The 15,681-nt window shown below is 58.2% G+C and carries 15 protein-coding genes; 2 read left to right on the forward strand and 13 right to left on the reverse strand.

Annotation, left to right across the window (positions count from 1 at the left end; translation table 11 throughout):
- Positions 1-6 precede the first annotated feature (6 nt).
- The gene (locus tag P8A25_RS02270) at positions 7-681 is read right to left on the reverse strand and encodes a phosphopantothenoylcysteine decarboxylase (protein ID WP_404838752.1); all 675 of its coding nucleotides are present in this window, start codon (positions 679-681) and stop codon (positions 7-9) included.
- 70 nt (positions 682-751) lie between these two features.
- On the opposite strand from P8A25_RS02270, the gene P8A25_RS02275 reads away from it, so the two are divergent.
- Positions 752-1,942 (forward strand): cysteine desulfurase family protein, encoded by a 1,191-nt coding sequence (locus tag P8A25_RS02275; RefSeq protein ID WP_180973679.1) that lies wholly within the window; start codon positions 752-754, stop codon positions 1,940-1,942.
- A gap of 270 nt (positions 1,943-2,212) precedes the next feature.
- Positions 2,213-2,656, forward strand: a complete 444-nt coding sequence (locus P8A25_RS02280; protein WP_102730030.1) for a GNAT family N-acetyltransferase — start codon at positions 2,213-2,215, stop codon at positions 2,654-2,656.
- Between the two features lie 58 nt (positions 2,657-2,714).
- Here P8A25_RS02280 and P8A25_RS02285 read toward each other — a convergent pair whose 3' ends face one another.
- From P8A25_RS02285 to purM, 12 genes are all read right to left on the reverse strand, one after another.
- A complete protein-coding gene (locus P8A25_RS02285) occupies positions 2,715-3,464 on the reverse strand; it encodes a DeoR/GlpR family DNA-binding transcription regulator (protein WP_102730031.1) in 750 nt (249 codons plus the stop codon).
- 215 nt (positions 3,465-3,679) lie between these two features.
- Positions 3,680-5,023, reverse strand: coding sequence for a PPK2 family polyphosphate kinase (locus P8A25_RS02290; protein WP_180971043.1), 1,344 nt, complete (start codon positions 5,021-5,023; stop codon positions 3,680-3,682).
- Positions 5,024-5,039: 16 nt separating this feature from the next.
- Positions 5,040-7,703 carry a tetratricopeptide repeat protein gene (locus P8A25_RS02295; protein WP_215442428.1) on the reverse strand — a complete coding sequence of 888 codons (2,664 nt, stop codon included), beginning with the start codon at positions 7,701-7,703 and terminating at the stop codon, positions 5,040-5,042.
- Between the two features lie 7 nt (positions 7,704-7,710).
- Positions 7,711-8,754 carry a M23 family metallopeptidase gene (locus P8A25_RS02300; RefSeq protein WP_215442429.1) on the reverse strand — a complete coding sequence of 348 codons (1,044 nt, stop codon included), beginning with the start codon at positions 8,752-8,754 and terminating at the stop codon, positions 7,711-7,713.
- A 21-nt stretch (positions 8,755-8,775) separates the two neighbouring features.
- A complete protein-coding gene (locus P8A25_RS02305) occupies positions 8,776-9,360 on the reverse strand; it encodes a hypothetical protein (protein WP_215442430.1) in 585 nt (194 codons plus the stop codon).
- A 64-nt stretch (positions 9,361-9,424) separates the two neighbouring features.
- Positions 9,425-9,964: a flavoprotein gene (locus P8A25_RS02310; protein ID WP_022396482.1), complete on the reverse strand. Its 540-nt coding sequence runs from the start codon at positions 9,962-9,964 to the stop codon at positions 9,425-9,427.
- 13 nt (positions 9,965-9,977) lie between these two features.
- Positions 9,978-10,346 (reverse strand): hypothetical protein, encoded by a 369-nt coding sequence (locus tag P8A25_RS02315; protein WP_022396483.1) that lies wholly within the window; start codon positions 10,344-10,346, stop codon positions 9,978-9,980.
- Positions 10,347-10,458: 112 nt separating this feature from the next.
- The gene (locus P8A25_RS02320; RefSeq protein WP_146019197.1) at positions 10,459-11,268 is read right to left on the reverse strand and encodes a PDZ domain-containing protein; all 810 of its coding nucleotides are present in this window, start codon (positions 11,266-11,268) and stop codon (positions 10,459-10,461) included.
- Between the two features lie 72 nt (positions 11,269-11,340).
- Positions 11,341-11,862, reverse strand: a complete 522-nt coding sequence (locus tag P8A25_RS02325; RefSeq protein WP_102722652.1) for a hypothetical protein — start codon at positions 11,860-11,862, stop codon at positions 11,341-11,343.
- Positions 11,863-11,968: 106 nt separating this feature from the next.
- On the reverse strand, positions 11,969-12,541 hold the full coding sequence (locus P8A25_RS02330) for an RNA polymerase sigma factor (protein WP_179218865.1): 573 nt from the start codon (positions 12,539-12,541) through the stop codon (positions 11,969-11,971).
- A gap of 60 nt (positions 12,542-12,601) precedes the next feature.
- The gene (locus P8A25_RS02335) at positions 12,602-14,521 is read right to left on the reverse strand and encodes an amidophosphoribosyltransferase (RefSeq protein ID WP_215442431.1); all 1,920 of its coding nucleotides are present in this window, start codon (positions 14,519-14,521) and stop codon (positions 12,602-12,604) included.
- Between the two features lie 65 nt (positions 14,522-14,586).
- On the reverse strand, positions 14,587-15,588 hold the full coding sequence (gene purM, locus P8A25_RS02340; protein WP_022396488.1) for a phosphoribosylformylglycinamidine cyclo-ligase: 1,002 nt from the start codon (positions 15,586-15,588) through the stop codon (positions 14,587-14,589).
- Positions 15,589-15,681 lie beyond the last annotated feature (93 nt).

Genomic DNA, 15,681 nt, shown 5'->3' on the forward strand with positions numbered 1-15,681 from the left:
TCCGGTTCAAGCACGGAACGGGTCTGCCGCCCGGCATGACGGACCTTTTTCCCGTGCGAGGCGGCACGCGCGTTCGATGATCTGAAGGGCAATCTGTGTTTTAGGCGCTTTTTCCAGCAGTTCCGTCCGGTCCGGATAAACGAGCAGGACTTCATTTTCCGAGGAATTAAAGCCGATGTCGCTGCGGGAAACGTCGTTGGCCACGATCATGTCGCACCGCTTGCGCTCCAGCTTTCCACGCGCGTAGTCTTCCACGTCATGGGTTTCCGCCGCGAAGCCCACCAGGACGCCGTTGAATCCAGATTCCGTGCGCATGGAACCCAGGATGTCCGCGGTGCGCTCCAGCTCCATAATCATGCGTTCCCCCGTTTTCTTGATCTTGCGGTCCGGGACGGAGACGGGGCGGTAGTCCGCCACGGCGGCGCTGAGGATGGCGGCATCCGCATAGGGAGCCTGGTTTTTTACGGCGTCATACATTTCCTGCGCGCTTTCCACCGGAAGGAAGTCCACACCGTGCGGAACGTCCAGGGAGGTGGGACCGGAGACGAGAAGGACGCTGTGGCCTTCGTGAACCGCCGCTTCCGCCAGGGAGTACCCCATTTTTCCGGAGGAATGGTTGGTGAGGTATCTGACGGGGTCAATCGCTTCCCTGGTGGGGCCTGCCGTAATGAGAAAACGCATGGGCGGCATTATGCGGAATCACGGGTAAAAGTGAAGAGTGATCTTGTGCAGCCGCGCATTATGTTCCGGCTTGACTCCTTCCCGCGATTGGGGGAGTTATGAAGGCGTGATTTACTGGGACAACAACGCCACCACTCCGCTGGACCCGGAGGTTTACGCGGCCATGGAGCCGTTTTTAAAGGAACGGTTTTTCAACCCGTCCGCCGGTTACGGCTGCGCCAGGAGCGTGCGCGAGGCGGTGGAGGAAGCCCGTGCGGACGTTGCCGCCCTGCTGGGCGCGTTCCCCTCGGAGATTGTGTTTACCTCCGGCGGAACGGAGGCCACCAATATGGCTTTCCGGCAGATGGCCGGGGAACGGAACGGAGGAATAGGCGTGCTTTCCACGGATCATGACGCCTCCCTGAAAACCGCCGTGGCCCTGGGCCAGGGTCGAGTCTGTCCGGTGGACCGGGAAGGCCGAGCGGTCCCGGAAGAATGGGAGGCCATGTGCGCGGCTGGGGTGTCCGGCGTTTCCTTTGCCTGGGCCAATAACGAGACGGGCGCGTTGCAGGAGGCGGCGGCTTTGTGCTCCGCCGCCCGGCGGCATGGGGCGTCCGTGCATCTGGACATGGTGCAGTGCGCCGGGAAAATCCCTGTGGACCTGCACGGGATGGAGGTGGATTACGCTTCCGTGTCCGCCCACAAGTTCCATGGTCCCAAGGGGGCGGGATGCCTGTACAGGCGCTCGGGAGCCGGCTTTTCTCCCCTGCTGTTCGGCGGAGGGCAGGAGCACGGGTTAAGGTCCGGCACGGAGAATGTGCCGGGGATCATCGGATTTGGAGCCGCGGCGCGCGCGGCATTAAGGCATTTGGAGGAGGACGCCGGAAGGCTGGCCCGGCTGCGGGATTCCTTTGAGTCCCTCCTGCGGGCACAGGTGGACGGCGTGACGGTGCATTCCGGAGGGATGGAGCGCATTCCGAATACCTCCAATCTGGCGTTTGACGGATGCACGGCGGAGGCGCTGATGCTGTTGCTGGAGCCTGCGGGGCTGCTGTGCTCGGCAGGGTCCGCCTGCCACACGCTGCAGCCCATGCCTTCCCACGTACTGACGGCCATGGGGCTGCCCGACGGGGCGGTGCGTTCCTCCCTGCGTTTTTCCCTGTCTTTCATGACGACGCAGGAGGAAGTGGAGCAGGCTGTGTCCCTGGTGGCGGCCGCCGTCCGGAAGGTGCGCGGCGTTCAGTCTTCCCGGACCGGCCCGGTGCTTGTGTATAAGCCGTAACGACGGTTTTTTCCTGGGAGGCGGATAGCGAGGAAAGGACGGTGAGTTTCTTCCCCCTCCCGCCGCTTGCTGCCCTGAATTTAGGAAGTCTCCGATGGCCCGGTCCGGGTGCGCAGGGCCTTGGAAACGTGAGGAAAAAAGGGGAGCAAGCCATGGCCGCGCCCATCCTTTTTCGCCGGGGAGCATGACTTTCTTTCTTGAGCTTTGTGGACGCTCCATGCTAATTTATATAGACTCTGAAAGGAATTACTGCGTACCTGTCATGAATGTATGAAAATAGAACATTACCAGAACAAGGATGAAACGGAGGTCCTGAATATTTGGCTGAAAGCGTCCGAACAGGCCCATGCTTTTGCAGGGGTGGGGTTCTGGTGCGGCCTGGTGGAGGATATGAGGCAGGTGTACCTGCCCAGGGCGCGTACGTGGGTATGCCGGGACGGCGGCGGCGTGGTCGGGTTTGCGTGCCTGGTGGGGGAAGGAGAGCTGGCCGCCCTGTTCGTGGCTCCGGAGCGGCAGTGCGAGGGAATAGGCACGGCGCTGCTGGACTGGGTGAAGGAGCACAGCAAGGGGATGCTGACGGTGGGCGTTTACGAGGAGAACGCCCGTGCCCGCGCGTTCTACAGGCGCGGAGGATTTGAGGAGATCGGCTCCAGGGATGACGAGCTGACAGGAAGCCGGGAGTACCGGATGGAATGGAAAAGAGAAAGTACCTGATAACAATAAAAAAGGCGGAGGCTCCAATGAACCTCCGCCCCGGTGAAGCAGATAAGCGTCAGGCAAGTTCAACCTTGACGCCGCTCTTCTCAACCTGGTCAGCCATTTCAGGAGAAAGGGCTTCATCAGTGATGAGCATGGAGATCTGTGAGGGCGCAACGGTATAGAATGCCGGGTTGTTCGCTACGCTGGTGGAAGGCATGGCGATGATCACCTTGGCATCCGGGGGAATGACGCTCTTGATGAATTCGGATTGCAGCATGTTCTTGTATCCGGCGCCATGCTTGGGGGAGTAGCAGTCCGGCGTCAGTACAACCATGTCAATGCTCAGGGAACCTGCGGCCTTGGCGGCTTCCTGTCCCACATAGACCAGGGCTTCGCGGTCGAAGCGTCCGCCCGTGCAGTAGAAGCTCAGGTTCGGAATGCCTTCAAGCCGGGTCAGCAGCGTGGGGTTGTTGGAAACCACGTGCGTATCCCTGGAATTAATGTGGTTGCAGATCTGGTAGCCCATGGTGCTGCTGTCAATGAACATGACCACGGAAGCGGGGATGTTCTGGACGGCTTTTTTTGCAATCCTTATGGAAACATCGTCTTGAGTGACAATGTCTTCATGGAGGGATTTATGGGTAAGGGCCAGAGCGCCGCCGTGGACGCGCTTGAGAAAGCCGCGTTTCTCAAGGTTAATCAAATCATTACGGACCGTTTCATCCGTGACCTTCATCTGTTTGGCCAGAGCAATGGTTCTTGCGGCTCCATGTTCGGCCAGCGTTTTCAGAATGAACTCTTTACGTTGGGATGCTAAATACATTGGGTTCTGTTTTTCTATATAGAATGTTTACACGTTCTAGGTGTTAAGTTGTTTTCTAACAATTTTTCACTGTCCCAGTCAAGCGTTAGAAATTCTAAGTTTTGATTGTTATTGTGAATAATGCAGATTTTGTAATAATGGGACAATTGAATACCGAGAAATGTACAAAAATAATTTTATGATGCACAAACTAGTTATCGGTATGACAGAGTTTATCAATCTGGAATGATAATGGACGCCGGATCGAAGTTGGGAGTGGGGAACGTGAGCTGGAGATGGCGCAGTTTTTCCACCATCAGGCGGGCGACGACGAGGTTCCTGTACCATTTCCGGTCTGCCGGAATGATGTACCAGGGAGCATCCGGAGTGGACGTTTTTTCAATGAGATCCTGATAGGCCGTCTGGAATTCGTCCCAGCGGTTCCGGTCATCCAGGTCGTCCATGCAGAACTTCCAAAGTTTGTCCGGATCCTGGAGCCTGGATTCCAGCCGTCTTTTCTGTTCCGCCTTGGAAATATTCAGGAACAGCTTGATGATGACGGTGCCTTCTTCCGCAAGCATGGATTCAAAATCCAGAACGTGCTTGTAACGTCGCTTCCAGACGGGGTCCGGGAAGATTTTTTTCACGCGGACGGCGATGATGTCCTCGTAATGGGAACGGTTGAAGATGGCGATCTGCCCCTTGGCGGGCACTTCCTTGTGCACGCGCCACAGGAAGTCGTGGTCCAGTTCTTCAATAGTGGGTTTTTTAAAGGGAACCACGTGCAGCCCCTGCGGGTCCACCCGGGAAAAGACGTGCTTGACGCATCCGTCCTTGCCGCCTGCGTCCATGGCCTGCAGAATGACGAGAACCCTGTGCTTGTGCTGGGCGAAGAGTTTTTTCTGCAGTTCCTGCAGTTCTTCCCTCAGCTTGTCGAATTCAACCAGGGATTCTTCCTTGGTTCCGGAGAAGAGAGATTTGTCATCCGGAGAGTAATCCTTTAAACGCAGTTTTTTGCCCGGAGGCACCAGGTAACGGTTCATTGTATGCGAAGTTAACGTTGAAGAAGCGGGAGAGGAGGTGGAAGAGGTTTTCATGGCGGCGGGTTTGGCCGGAAAATCCGGCCCGAAGAATTGCTGAAGGGCGTCCTTGATGACTTTCCTTTTGAATTTGGGGAACATCTCCAGCTTGAGGTCCTGGAGGGGTATCCATTTCGTTTTTGAAAATTCAGGGCTGCGGTGCAGGTCCGTCTTGGGGCGCCTGGCCTTGCAGCGCACCAGGAAGTAGGTTTGCTCCTGGCCTATCCAGCGCGTGACTTTGCGGTTGCCGGAGGGGTATTTGTACCGCAGGCCGGGGAGGCGGCTGACAATGGTGTATTCCGTGGGACGCAGGCCCACTTCCTCCCATACCTCCCGCGCGAGCGCCCGTTCAATGCTTTCATTTTTAATGACGCCTCCCTGCGGGAAGTGCCAGTACGGGTTGCGGCCGTTGTCCTTGCCCAGCAGCACGTAGCCGTCGGCGTCCATGATGACGGCTGCTGCGTTGAGTCTCCAGTTTTTGGCTGTAGATGGAGTGTCCATGACGGGAGGGGGCGGCTTAACTGGCGGTTTGAGCCGGCGTTTCCGGCTTTCCGGTTTCCGGAGCGGCATTTTCCGGTTCATCCTGCCAGATGAAGTGTTCCAGCTGGATGCGGCGCGCGTAGGCCGCCGCTTCCCTGGCTCTGGGACCGGAGGTCTGCGCCAGTTTTTTAGCCAGCGCCAGGGCGCCGTCCCAGTCCTGGAGCTGGCCCAGCAGGCGGATGGAGGCGAAACCGGCATTGTAGAACCAGTGCCAGTCCCGGCGCTTGTTGGCGGAACTGCCGCTGGGCGTATGGGCCAGGATGGAGGCGTAGTCATCCAGCGCCTTTTTCTGGTCGTTCATCCGTTCGTAGAATTGGGCCCGCTGGGTGAGGGCCTTGAATTTCCAGGCCAGGCCCAGGTTGGGGGTGTCCAGAATTTCCGTGCACAGGTTGATGGCCTTGCGGAGGGTGTCCGAATGGGTGTCTTCCTTCGTCACCCAAGCGTCCGCCTGGATGGAGAGGGCCAGCAGGCGCATGTAGCGCGGAAGGGGGGAGGAAAGGAGGTTTTCCAGAGCGGCGATGCATTGGTCCGCTTCTCCCATGCGCAGCAGGACGGAGGCTTCTTCTATCCTGGCGGGCTGCGCAAAGGGGGTGTCCCCCGCGCCCAGGGTTTTGAAGATGTTCAGGGCGGCTTTCAGCGTATTGCCGGTGTTGCTTTGCTGGGCGGCTTTTCCGGCCAGGAAGAGGGCCGCCGCCTGGAGGGGGCTGCCAGGGTATTTGGAGGGGAAGGGCTGGAGGACAAGCTGCGCTTCATGGAAATCCCCGTTCTTGTACAGGAGTTCCCCCAGCTTGAGATAGAGCATGTCCGCCTGTTTGCCTTCCGAATCCAGGGCGATGGCCTGGCGGCAGGCCTGGATGGCGCTGGGCCATTCCTGCCGGCTTTCCGCCTCCAGGATGTTCAGCCGTGCAAGCTGCATGGTCTGTTCCGGAGTCAGCTGTTCTTTTTCCAGCGGCGGAAGAACGGCCTGCACGGTTTCAAGGTCCGGCGGGTTGAGGTTCAGGGCTACTTCCGCCTGGTCCAGCCGGGCCTGGGTTTTCAGGGCCGGGTCTGTCGCCAGGGCCACGAAGGACGCCAGCAGTTCGGGAGCCTGGGGGTTCATTCTTTTGGCGGCGTAATGTGCCTGTTCAAAGAGGATGTGTTCCCGGAGCTGGGCAGAGCCGGCGGCTTCCTTGACCAGGGCGGCGGCTCCAGCGGCGTCATTGGCGTTCAGCGCAGCCAGATTTTCATTGAACAGGGCGCTTTCCGCCGTTTTTTCAGAGGCGCGCCGGGCTGCTTCCCGGAAGAGGCTCTGCGCCAGAGGGTAGTCTCCCTTGCGGAAGGCCAGGGCTCCCTGCTGGAAGACGAGGCCGGGGGACGTTCCGGGATATTTGGAGATAAGGCGTTCCGCGTCTTCCACGCGGTTTTTGTCCAGCAGAGTGGTGATGGTATTCAGGGAAAGGGTCTGGACGGGAAGGCTCTGAGGATATTTGGAGAGGCCGTCCTCCGCCATTTTGACAGCTCCCGCCAGGTCGTCCTTTGCCAGAAGCAGGCTTCCCATGGCATACATGGCTGCCGGCTGGCGGGCCGCATCCCTGGCATTCACCCAGCCGGTGAGTTTTTCCAGCGCCTGGGGATTGGTGCGGAAGATGTCCTCCTCCAGCAGGATGTTGAAGGCGTCCATCAGCAGGGAGGATTCCGATTTGCCGCCAATGAACGCCAGCAGGCGTTCTTCCGCCGTTCCGGCAGTGTGTGGGGCTTCCTCTTCCTGAGGTTGGGCGCGCGTTTCCTCTTCCGCCTGTTCCGGGTTGTTTTTCTCCCGGACGATTTCCGCCCTGGCGAGGGCCAGACGGCCCAGATCCCGGATTTTCCCCGGATAGGCCTTGTTGTCCATGACGGCGGCGAAGATTTTTATGGCCTGGTCCAGGTTCCCCTGTTTGTCGGCCAGTTTGCCTTCCACGAGTTCGGCATAAGAGAGCATGGGCAGGTCCCTGGCCGTGCCGTCGTCCATTCCCGTCTTGAATTGTTCAAGAATGGCGGCGGCCTCCGCATAGCGCCCCAGGTTCACCAGAACGTCCGCCAGAAGGACGTGCGCGGTCCGGGAGATGGCGGGGGATTCCGCCTGCCCCAGCCTGGTGAGGGCATCCAGTAAAAGCTGCCGGTCCTGAAGCTGGCGCGCGAGCTGGGCTTTCAGCTGGAAGCCGTAGAGGGAGAGCGGGTCCGTTTCAGGAATGGAGGAGAGTTTTTCCAGGGCCCTGGTAAAGGAGCCTTTATTAAAGAGGCCCGCCGCCATCCAGTATGATTTCATGGAGGAGTCCGGAAGTTGTTCCCAGGCAGTCAGTCCTTCTTCCGTTTTTCTGGCGCGGATCAGGGCTTCCGCCAGGAAGGGGCGGATGATGGCTTTCTGGGATTCCGGAAGATTTTTGGAGTTCAGGCATTCCTGAAAATGCTTGCTGGCTTCCAGGGGCAGGCGGTCTTCCAGGGCTTTCAGACCCTGCTGGTATTTTTTATTTTTCAGGAGAGCCTGCCTGTCCTGCGAGAGGGGAGCCTCTGGAGGAGGTGTTGCCGCGGCTGCAGGGGAAGTGCCCCCCATGGTGAGCAGAAAAGCCGCGCAGGACGTAAGAACGGCAAGGGAAAAACGGGGACTGAAGAAGGTGTGCATCATCGTAGGATTATGATTCAGGCCCCATGAAGATGAGCCGGATGTAGCGTTTGCCGGAGGCGGTCAGCTTCGGATCCTTGCTGGAGCCGGAAACGCGGTTGCAGGTCCTGTACAGTTGGGAGAAGGGATGGGGAACAGCCCGGATGACGGAGGGTTCCGTGCAGGGCTGGTCGGAGGGAGTCACGGAAACGGGAACTCCCGTTCCCGTAAAGCTGATTTCCCAGGACTTGGGATTGGCCGGTCCCGGTTTCAGCAGGAAGGGGTAGCGTTTGACAAGATTGGGCAGGCTTCCGGTAGATGGAGCGCGTACGACGTACTGAACGGGCAGGGAGGAGATATGGCGGGAGAGGGAGAATTCCGCGCCGTCCTTGCACTGCATGAGGGCGGGAGCCGGGTCAAAACCGGCCAGGTTCAGGCCGTTGTAGGCGCCATGGCGGTTGGGGGTACCCAGTTTCAGGCTGGAATACCAGTTTTCAAAGTCGTCCTGGAGCTTGAGGCAAAGTTCCAGATGCACATGGGCGCGTGTTTTGTTCAGGCCCACTCCGGAGTAGCCCAGTTTTCCGATGACGTTTCCGGTGCCTACCCGGTCCCCCTCCTTGCAGGAGACGGAAGCCAGATGGGCGTACAGGCTGTAAAGCGGGCCGTCCGCCAATTGGTGTTCGATGACCACATAGCGGCCGTAGTTGCTGTGGGTGGGGTTGGCGGAAGCGTGGACCACGGTGCCTCCGGCTACGGGATGCACGTCGTCCAGCGGAGTGCCGGAGGCGTCGCGCCTGAGCGGCTTGATATCGATTCCTTCATGGAATTTGATGGCTACGGGGCCTGCCTGGGTTCTGACGAGGGTCCGGGTAAAGCCGTAGGCTCCCGCCTCCCAGGGCTGGGATTTCTTCCCTTCAAAGTTCCGGTCCACGTACATGTAGAAGTCCTGCGGACGGTTGTCCAGCAGGGCCGTGTTTTCCGTGGGGAAGCGCACGACAATATCCGCCATCAGGAATGGCATGCTCCAGAAGAACAAGAGGATGCCGATCAGGGAAGGGAAGAACTTGCCGTGCATGCTCATACAAGGGGTGCTGGATCAGATCCGCCCCCGGCGGGTACTGACCACGGTGCGGTCCTTATGTTCTTCGGGCTCCTTGGCTTCCTTCTTTTCCTGGGTGGGGTCCTTGATGGGAAGAAGGGGCTTGGTGACGGAGGCCAGCTTGTTGATGGGCTCTTCCCTCTTGGGGTCCGCCGGAGGAATGAATTCCGCCATGGCGGCAAGGTCCGCCGGGGAGAAGCCGCCCATGACGGCCAGTTTGCCGGAGGTAACGGGTTTGTTGTAAAGGCGCAGAGGCTGCATGGCATGACCGTTGACGACCGGCAGTATCTGCTTGCCGAGGTTGGCGGCGGTTACTCCTTCCACCCGGCTGTCCAGGCCTTTTCTGACATTGACTACAATGCCGTAGGTATTGTCCTCTGCCGGGAAGGAGTAGTAGGATTCAATGTCCTTCTGGGAAATGAAGGGAGCCTTGCTGTAGTAATGCCCGTCCCGCTCAAAGGCGAATTTTTTGCTGTCCGTCGCTCCCGTCTCCATGTGGAAGCTGACGGGATACTTGTCCGGGCCGCAGGAGCAGAGCATGAGGGAGCCAAGGAAGAACAGGAGCATTTTCATAATGTCCATGATAAAAGATTTAGTTCTCCCTGGGCAAACCAATAAACAGGCATGGAGTAATTTTATGCCGCCGTTACGGCAGGAGGGAGAGCGTTTTTTGAACAATCAGGTCCACTGGCATCAGTTTTCCCGCTCCTTCCGCTCCGCAGGCCAGCACGCCGGATTCACAGGGCCCCAGAATGCAGTGGCCCTTTCTTTGTTTCAGGACGGCCGCATTTTGCTGCGTGGCCGTGTGTTCCCACATGTGGACGTTCATGGCCGGACAGATGAGCACCGGGGCCTGGCAGGCCAGATAGAGGGAGCTGAGCATGTCCGGGGCGAAGCCGTGGGCGAAGTTGGCCATGGTGTTGGCCGTGGCGGGGGCCACGAGCAGAAGGTCCGCCCGCTGGGCCAGTTGGATGTGCGGGGGAACCCAGTCCGCCTTTTCATCCTCAAAGGAGGAGAAGACGGGATTGCGGGAGATCGTGTGCAGGGTGAGGGCTGTAACGAATTCCAGGGCCTTGGCCGTGCAGACGCAGTGCACCTCATGCCCGCTTTTGACGAGGGCGGAAGCGATGTCCGCCGCCTTGTACGCGGCAATGGAGCCGGTGATGCCCAGAATGATGCAGGCCATGGGTGGGGAGGGGTCAGGCTTTGGAGGCTTTTTTGCCTTCGTCAATGAGTTTCCAGAAGTGTTTGGACTGGCTCAGGATTTCATCTTCCCCTGCGGTCGGGGAGATGTTGGTGCGGAACAGAAAGTCGTTCAGGCTGTTGGCGTGCAGAACGCGGTGGACGACCACCTTGCCTTCAATGACTTCAAAGTAGATGCGGTAGTCCCTGGCTACGTAGCGGTAAAGAATTTTGCCGTCCTTTTCCATCTTGCCGAAGCGGGCGTCATCAAGGGTTTGGAGGGTGGATTCAGAGACCTGGAAGTCCCCGAGCAGGTCCAGTTGTTCCAGGGTGGGGATGCTGGATACTTCCGCAGCGCTGATTTTATTGAAGACGATTTGAAGCACGCCCTTTTTTAAGTGCGCCGGCGGGTTAGTTCAAGCCTGAAACAAGGCACGGGCCGATTTTGAGAAGGACCGTTCCGAACCCCGGCATTCCCTTGGGAGCCGGGGTTCCGGATTAACGGGAGTCCTGCGTGGGGATGATGCCCCTGCTTTTTACCACCTGGGTGCCGCGAATGACTTCAACGGTCAGAGGCTTTTCCCCCGTGAGGTAATAGGTGGCATCCAGCATGTCCCCGTAGTTGTTAATGGTCGTGCCGTTGATGCTGATGAGGATGTCTCCTGTCTGGATGCCTCCCCGCGCGAGAGGGCCTCCGTTAATGAGACCTTCAATGACGGGAGTGGAGGCGTTGATATCCAGCAGGCATCCCAGGCGCACCCTCTTGGCTTCCGGATGGGCTGCCAGGAAGGAGATGGCCTGGGCGGGCAGCAGGTGGCAGGTTCCCTTGCGGGAAACTCCCAGCACGATGCCGACCAGACGGTTTTCAGCGTCATAGCACGGCTGGCCGATGGGCGGCGCAGCCAGTTTGGGGAATTGGGCGCGGACAAGACGCAGCGGGAAGCTGGTGTCTCCTATGGAGTGCTCCATGCCCACGTAAATTCCCAGGGTGGTTTCATTCCGGCTGCTGGCAAAGGCCAGCTTGTCGCCGCGCTTGAGAAGGCCGGAGGGCGTCACAACCGCCTGCCCGTCGTGTATGCGGGCAGCGTCCACCTTGAAAATCGTCAGGCCTGTGAGCTTTTCCTGGGCCCATACCTGAAGGGGAGGGGTGTCCTTGTCCCCAAGGTAGTAGGTCACACCGCCGTTTTTAAAGACCCGGTAGGGAATCAGGGAGGCGAGCATGTCTTTTCCGACCTGCGCCGCCATGGCCGTGTACGGCTCTCCTTCCGCCTGGTGGGGAATGGCTTCTACCTTAAAAGGGGCAGGCACGGCCGCCGCTTGATAAATCAAGCCTGCAACGGCTATGCCCGCCAATATCGGAGCCAGGTTCATCATGGATTGTTACATCTCGATGAGAACTCGGGATACCGGTTTTTTATCGGTATTGGAATCAGTTTTCAGCTGATTGTCGTTGGCCGATGTTTCATATGAAGGCGCTCCCGTGGTGAATTCGGGTTTTTCCGCAGGGGCGACTTCGGTTGAGGGTTGTTCAATAGTTTCCTTACTTACGGGAACCGCTTTTTCCTTCAGGAGAATCTCTTCCTTATCCTTGGTGGAGGATGCGTAAGAGTCGGAAGGATCATCCATGTTCCCGGATGCGATAATAACGCCTACCGCAGCCAATGTCACGATGGACATGGAAGCATAGACCCACTGCCAGCCACGAAAGTTCTGCAGATAGTTGTCCAGGCGTTCGAGTAACAATTTCCAAGCAGAGTGGGTAGCCGGATCGGTTTCCTTTCTAAGATGAAAATTGCGGAGGAAATCTTCTTCAAAGTTGTCATGGTAACAAGCTTCCTTACGGAAAGATGCCAGCATGGCAACCAGAGTTTCCTCGTTATGTTCTGTGGATTGTTTATCCATCGTCGTTGATGTTAAGTGTAATAAAGGTTAGGGTGTTTTAGTCCCGAATCTGGGACTATGCGTTTGACAGGGCGGAGGGAACCGATGTTCAATATTTTTTCCACCGTTAACTCAGATATTCCGCCAGCAGGCCTTGCAGCTCCTTGTGGGCATAATGCAGACGTGATCTGAGCGTTCCTTCAGAGATGCCCAGAAGGGCGGATATTTCCGTGTGGTTGAGTCCTTTTACATCATGAAGCACAACGACTTCCCTGTGCTTGGTGGATAGTTTTTTCAATGCTTCATTAATCTTGAGCTGAAGTTCGTTCAGATGGGTGCGTCGTTCAGGGTCCGCTCCGTCCGTTTCGTCAGCCATGTTCATGTCCTTTTCCGTATGGTCGCCGTACTCGTCGTCGTCCAGGCTGTAGGTCATCCTGCGGTTGCGTTTTTTCAGGAAGTTTCTGGCATGGTTGACGGCAATGGAGTGCAGCCATGTATAAAAGGCGCTTTGTCCGTTGAAGTAGCGCAAGGCCCGGTAGGCTTTGGAGAACGCTTCCTGGGCGATGTCATAGGCATCGTCGTAGTTGTCCGTCATCTGGTACAGGGTGGCATGGAGCTTGCGGCTGTGGCGAATGACAAGTTCGTCAAAAGCTCGCGAATCTCCCTCCCGCGCCCTGGCGACCAGTTCAGTGTCTTCCAAGGTCGTATATGCAATGGGTCCCGACATATTAGCAGCAGAATACCCAAAAATAGGGACCCGCTACAAGGGCAAATCGTATGCACGCCCCCCTTTACCCTCAAACCAGCGCATGTATGCCACATTAACTGTGGTATATCCGCCCGGAGTCGGGTAGTCTCCGGTGAAATACCAGTCGCCGCAGGGGCCTTCTATGGATTCATGCAGGTTTTCGATGGTCTGGAAGATGACTTCCACGGGGCACGGGGCGTCGTGCGGAGTGACCAGGCGGGTGATTTCACGGGAGATTTCAGCGTCCGTCAGGCCTTCGTAAATGGCCTTGACGCAGTTGCGCCGTTCTTCTCTGGGCTTGGTCAGTTCCTCCTTGCATGCCTTGTATACTTCTTCCAGCAACCGGGCCTGCCCGTGCTGCTTGATCAGGGAGACTGCCGCTTGGAAGGCGATGAAGTTCCCCAGTTCGGACATGTCAATGCCGTAGCAGTCCGGATACCGGATTTGCGGAGCGGTGGAGGCGATGACGATTTTCCGCGGATTGGTGCGGCCCAGGATGCGGAGGATGGACCTTCTCAGCGTGGTGCCGCGGACGATGGAGTCGTCAATGGCGACGAGCACGTCTTCCGGTCCCACGGCCCCGTAGGTGAGGTCATATACATGGGAGACAAGCTGCGCGCGGCTCTTTTCCTGCGTGATGAAGGTGCGCATCTTGATGTCCTTGTGGGCGATTTTTTCACCGCGCGGCCACCGTTTCAGGATGGCGCTGTCCAGCATGTTTTCATCCAGGGTCCCGTTTCTCAGGGCTTCCAGTAGCTGGGCGTGCACGCGCTTGCGGCGGTAGACGCGCAGGCCTTCCAGCAGGCCGTAGTAGGCGGTTTCCGCCGTGTTGGGAATGTAGGTGATGGCGGATTTGTCAAAGCGGTCTTCCAGGGAGTCCACGATCTGCGGGGTCAGCGCCGCGCCCAGGGCCTTGCGTTCCCGGTACACGATGGGGTCGTTCCCGCGGGAGAAGTATATCTTTTCAAAGGAACACGGCGTGGGTTTCAGGGGCGTGGTGAATTCCGTGATGACGTGCGTGCCGTCCGCCTTGATGGAAAGCATGTTGGCCGGCGGCAGTTCCTGCACCTGTTCGCTTTCCACTTCAAAGACGGTCATCAGCGGGACGCGTTCAGAGGCCACGGCAATGAATTCATCCGTAATCAGGTAGTGGCAGGGGCGGATGCCGTGCGGGTCCCGCAGGCAGAAGTAGTCCCCGTTGCCGATGGCGCCCATGATGGCGTAGCCGCCGTCCCACTGCCTGGCTGAGTTGTGAATGATTTCCTGGATGTTGAGCCGGGAGGAGATGGCATGGGGGATTTCCGGGCCGGGCATGCCGCTGTCCCGCAGGGCGCGGTAAAGGTCCGTATGGGCTTCATCCAGATGGTAGCCGATTTCTTCAAGGACGGTCTGCGTGTCCGTGCCGAAGACGGGATGCTGGCCGCGCTCAATCATGCGCTGGTTCAGTTCCGGCGTGTTGGTCATGTTGAAGTTGCCCAGCACCATCAGGGTGCGCGTCGGCCAGTTGGTGCGGCGCAGGTAGGGATGGCAGGAGCCTTCGTCAAAGAGGCCGGAGGTGCCGTAGCGGAGGTGCCCCATCAGGATTTCCCCGCCGTAGTCAAAGTTGTTTTTAATGTCTTCAGCGTCTTTCAGGTTGACCTGGCCGCGGCGGACTTTTTTGTTAAGCTTCTTGATTTGCCCGTTGAAGATGGTGGTGAGGGCGTCCTTGCTGGCGTCCCGGGTGCGGAACAGGTAGGGCTGGCCGAGGGGCATGTTCAGTTTCACGCAGCCGATGCCCGCTCCATCCTGGCCGCGGTTGTACTGCTTTTCCATCAGGATGAGCAGCTTGTTGAACGCCCAGAGGGTGGAGCCGTATTTATCCTGAAAATAAGAGAGAGGCTTAAGCAGACGAATGGCGGCTACGCCGCACTCGTGTTTAAGAAAATCGCTCATGGGATTGTGATGAAAAGATTGTCCTGTAAGTGTGGTGTATCCGCTGCAAGGAGATGGTGCCTTCTCTATTCGCCCTGTACCTTGACATGAATGCCGCGGCCTTCTCTCAACGTGCCGATGACCGTGCCGCCGGGGCCTGCCTTCAGCGCGGCTTCCACGTCCTCCGGCTTCACGATGGCTACCCAGCCGATGCCCATGTTAAAGGTGTTGAAGCGGTCCTGCGGGTCCACATGCTTCAGGATTTTCTGGGCTGCGGTGTTGTCCCAGCAGGGAATGGTGAGGTCCGCGCCGTAGTCGCCCAGGAAGCGTTCCAGGTTTTCCGGAAGGCCGCCCCCCGTGATGTGGGCGTATGCCTTCGGGATGACGTTGAAGCGGCGCATGTCCGCCACCACGTCATGGTACAGGCGGGTGGGCTGCAGCAGGGAACGGAGTTCCTCTTCATCAACCACGTCCGGGTTTTCCTCCAGAATGCGGCGGATGAGGCTCCAGCCGTTGGCATGGAAGCTGTCGGATTTGTAGCCGATGAATACGTCTCCGGGGCGGACGGTCTTGGGGTCGATCAGCTTGCTTTTTTCACAGCATCCGATACAGAAGCCGGAGAGTTCTACGATGGATTCCGGAACCACGCCGGGCATTTCCGCCGTTTCTCCGCCGGCCAGGATGCAGTTGCAGGATTCCAGATAGTCGCACATGCCGGCCACCAGGCGGGTGATGCGGGTACGTTCCTGTTCCAGATTGGAGATGCCCAGGTAGTCCAGGAAAAGAAGAGGGTCTCCGCCCGTGGTAAGGATGTCGTTGACGTTCATGGCCACCAGGTCCTTGCCGGCGGTTTCCACCATGTCCAGTTCGAAAAGGATTTCCGTCTTGGTGCCTACGCCGTCGCATCCGGTGACGATGACCGGTTCCTTGTAGGAGCTCAGGTCATAGGCGGCGGCAAAAAGACCGAAGGCCTGGTGCAGGGATCTCTGCTTTTGCGTTCTTTTAACGTGAGAGCTGATGTCGGATACGAAAGCGGCTGCTTCTTTGGTATCGACCCCCGATTGCTTGTAGGTTAGTTTGCCGGACATTGAACGGATGGACTGGGTGTGCCAGCATCCTAAAGGAAGGCTCCTGCCGCGGCGAGTGAAAAAAGAAGTATTTTTGCCATAGGCCGCGCAGGA

It is taken from the genome of Akkermansia sp. BCRC 18949 (assembly GCF_045011645.1).
GTDB classification, from domain to species: Bacteria; Verrucomicrobiota; Verrucomicrobiia; order Verrucomicrobiales; family Akkermansiaceae; genus Akkermansia; species Akkermansia massiliensis.

Bases quoted from the DNA above. Each gene is read 5' to 3' on its own strand.
- P8A25_RS02300 (WP_215442429.1), bottom strand. From the start codon at position 8,754: ATGCACGGCAAGTTCTTCCCTTCCCTGATCGGCATCCTCTTGTTCTTC.
- P8A25_RS02310 (WP_022396482.1), bottom strand. From the start codon at position 9,964: ATGGCCTGCATCATTCTGGGCATCACCGGCTCCATTGCCGCGTACAAG.
- purM (WP_022396488.1), bottom strand. From the start codon at position 15,588: ATGTCCGGCAAACTAACCTACAAGCAATCGGGGGTCGATACCAAAGAA.
- P8A25_RS02290 (WP_180971043.1), bottom strand. From the start codon at position 5,023: ATGGACACTCCATCTACAGCCAAAAACTGGAGACTCAACGCAGCAGCC.
- P8A25_RS02305 (WP_215442430.1), bottom strand. From the start codon at position 9,360: ATGGACATTATGAAAATGCTCCTGTTCTTCCTTGGCTCCCTCATGCTC.
- P8A25_RS02335 (WP_215442431.1), bottom strand. From the start codon at position 14,521: ATGAGCGATTTTCTTAAACACGAGTGCGGCGTAGCCGCCATTCGTCTG.
- P8A25_RS02295 (WP_215442428.1), bottom strand. From the start codon at position 7,703: ATGATGCACACCTTCTTCAGTCCCCGTTTTTCCCTTGCCGTTCTTACG.
- P8A25_RS02280 (WP_102730030.1), top strand. From the start codon at position 2,213: ATGAAAATAGAACATTACCAGAACAAGGATGAAACGGAGGTCCTGAAT.
- P8A25_RS02270 (WP_404838752.1), bottom strand. From the start codon at position 681: ATGCGTTTTCTCATTACGGCAGGCCCCACCAGGGAAGCGATTGACCCC.
- P8A25_RS02285 (WP_102730031.1), bottom strand. From the start codon at position 3,464: ATGTATTTAGCATCCCAACGTAAAGAGTTCATTCTGAAAACGCTGGCC.
- P8A25_RS02325 (WP_102722652.1), bottom strand. From the start codon at position 11,862: ATGGATAAACAATCCACAGAACATAACGAGGAAACTCTGGTTGCCATG.